This window comes from Pseudomonas helleri (genome assembly GCF_001043025.1).
GTDB lineage: Bacteria > Pseudomonadota > Gammaproteobacteria > Pseudomonadales > Pseudomonadaceae > Aquipseudomonas > Aquipseudomonas helleri.
In genome coordinates, this window is record NZ_JYLD01000032.1 from 1 (window position 1) to 2,313 (window position 2,313).

Consider the following 2,313-nt stretch of genomic DNA (forward strand, 5'->3'; position numbering starts at 1 on the left):
CACTCCAGGCAATCTCGCCGCGTTGGTCGGTGAGTTCCATCGGCGTGCCGAGGTGGTCGCACTGGTACCAGGCCATGGCGTTGAACGGTTTTGCCACGGGTTGGTGTTGCCACAGCGGGTCGCGGTCGATGTGGTAGCCGTTTTCATGGCTTGGCTCGCGCACTAGCGACAGGTTGCGGTTTTCGACGGTTTGGGCGACGGGGATGAAGCTGCCCGGTTCGTAGAAGTAGTGGATCAGGCGTCGTTCGCCGGGGTTGTCGCTGTAGCGCGTTTCATAGGCGAGGTTGTCGCCGTCCCAGCCGTAGATGTTTTGGCCGCAGTCGTATTGGGCGTTGAGCGTGCGCTGTTGCTGCTCGATCCACGCCGGGCCGGCGCCCGGGCTGGGCGGGCAGTGGGCTTTAGAGTATTTGGCTACGCGTCGCCCCAGTTCGTCGTAGGCGAAGTCGGCGGTCAGACGATCGTCTTCGTAGCGGGTCAGGCGGTCGTAGAGGTCCCAGGTGAAACGGACTTTTTTGCCGTTGTCGAGGCGTTCAAGGAGGTTGTCGAGGAGCTTGGGCGGCGGGTGGTGGATGGGCCGGCGCGGAGCCTTGGGGTCGAGCAGGCAGCCGAGCGGGTCGTAAGTCCGCAGGCATTGGCGACGCTGGGCCAATACCGATGATGGCTGCTTGTTAAAGAACAGTGCCGTGTGAAGTTAGCGACAAATCAAAGTGCGCGACTTGCTGGCGATCAGGCTGGCACCGAAAGCATGTTTCATGCAGCCCAAGACACCGTTGACGTAATAATTACTCTTGCTCGACTATTTATTCACTTCACAGTATTCGGCTCGTAGCTAAGTGATGAAGGTGGCTATATATCTAAGTTGATGAATGATTAGTTAGAAAAGTTTTTTGTTTTTTTAATTTTTCTGTAGTTATTATAATTTCGTGCTTAAATTTAAGTAGGCTCAGGTTTTCTAGTGTGATGCTATTTGAATTCCACGGTTTTAGTGCAATTTTTTCTTCGTGTTCAATAAGGAAAAAAGCTGCTTGATCCCCGTCAAAGCTTTCGACGCCAATCGGTAGGCAGGAGTTTCTAATGTTATGCGATATCAGTAATGGCAATTCGGTATTTATATTTTTTAGGGTGCATTTTTTTAGGTGGTACTTGTTTAGGCGCGTGGTTAGATCTTCAAGTGCAACTATTAGTGTATTTGTTAAAGTGGTTTGGTTGTAATCTCCAATTGTTGTTGAGGGAAACACAAATTGGCACCTTGAGAAAATGTGTTTTTTGTCGTTTGATAAAAATGTGTCGAGTCGTACGAATGATTTGCTCATCTTTTTTTTACTCCACAAATACAGTCTTTTCTCATGGCGTTAAATCTTTTTTCAATCTCAGGTGGAAGTGGGACGCCGCGTCCTTGCGATGAATCTCCGTTCCAGTGAACATTTCCGTCATTGCTGTTCCCGAACCTGTGAATCACCCCGTCTTCGTCCATGGCATACCAGTGCCTTCCATCGACGTCAGGTATTGCTCGCTTGTAAAGTTGCTCTGCGTTTTGAGGGATTATTGATGTTTTCGATCCGCCGCCTCTGAAGTTTCCTGATGAAAGGTCATGATGGCCGGGATTATGATATTTGGGTTTTGGTCCGTGATAGTGTCCTTGTTTATTGGTACGGTTCAACCCAAACGGATCAACCCACCCCACCGGATTCGGTGCATACGCATAGACGTTCAGCCCACCCGCAAACCCGATCGGATCCTTGCTTATAAACCTCCCGACCTGCGGATCATAGTACCGATAGCGGTTGTAGTGCAGTCCGGTTTCGGTGTCGAAGTATTGCCCTTGAAAGCGCAGCGGGTTGCGGATGTTTTCGCGTATTGCGCTGCCGGTACGCTTCTCTTTGGCCAACCCCCACGCTTGATACGTCCCACTCCAGGCAATCTCGCCGCGTTGGTCGGTGAGTTCCATGGGCGTGCCGAGGTGGTCGCATTGGTACCAGGCTATGGCGTTGAACGGTTTTGCCACGGGTTGGTGTTGCCACAGCGGGTCGCGGTCGATGTGGTAGCCGTTTTCATGGCTTGGCTCGCGCACGAGCGACAGGCTGCGGTTTTCGACGGTCTGGGCGACGGGGATGAAGCTGCCCGGTTCGTAGAAGTAGTGGATCAGACGTCGTTCGCCAGGGTTGTCGCTGTAGCGTGTTTCATAAGCGAGGGTGTCGCCGTCCCAGCCGTAGATGTTTTGGCCGCAGTCGTATTGGGCGTTGAGCGTGCGCTGTTGCTGCTCGATCCACGCCGGGCCGGCGCCGGGGCTGGGCGGGCAGTGGACTTTGAACA

The 2,313-nt window shown here is 52.8% G+C and carries 3 protein-coding genes; all 3 read right to left on the reverse strand.

Annotated elements, in window-relative coordinates; translation table 11 throughout:
• Window positions 1–649, reverse strand: a 649-nt coding sequence (locus TU84_RS25140) for an RHS domain-containing protein (protein WP_048374002.1), incomplete at its 3' end; no start/stop codon positions are given.
• A gap of 205 nt (window positions 650–854) precedes the next feature.
• Window positions 855–1,313 carry a hypothetical protein gene (locus TU84_RS26195; RefSeq protein ID WP_157403825.1) on the reverse strand — a complete coding sequence of 153 codons (459 nt, stop codon included), beginning with the start codon at window positions 1,311–1,313 and terminating at the stop codon, window positions 855–857.
• Window positions 1,310–2,313: RHS repeat domain-containing protein (locus TU84_RS26400; RefSeq protein ID WP_174479352.1), on the reverse strand; the 1,004-nt coding region annotated here is incomplete at its 5' end. The genes TU84_RS26195 and TU84_RS26400, both read right to left, overlap by 4 nt.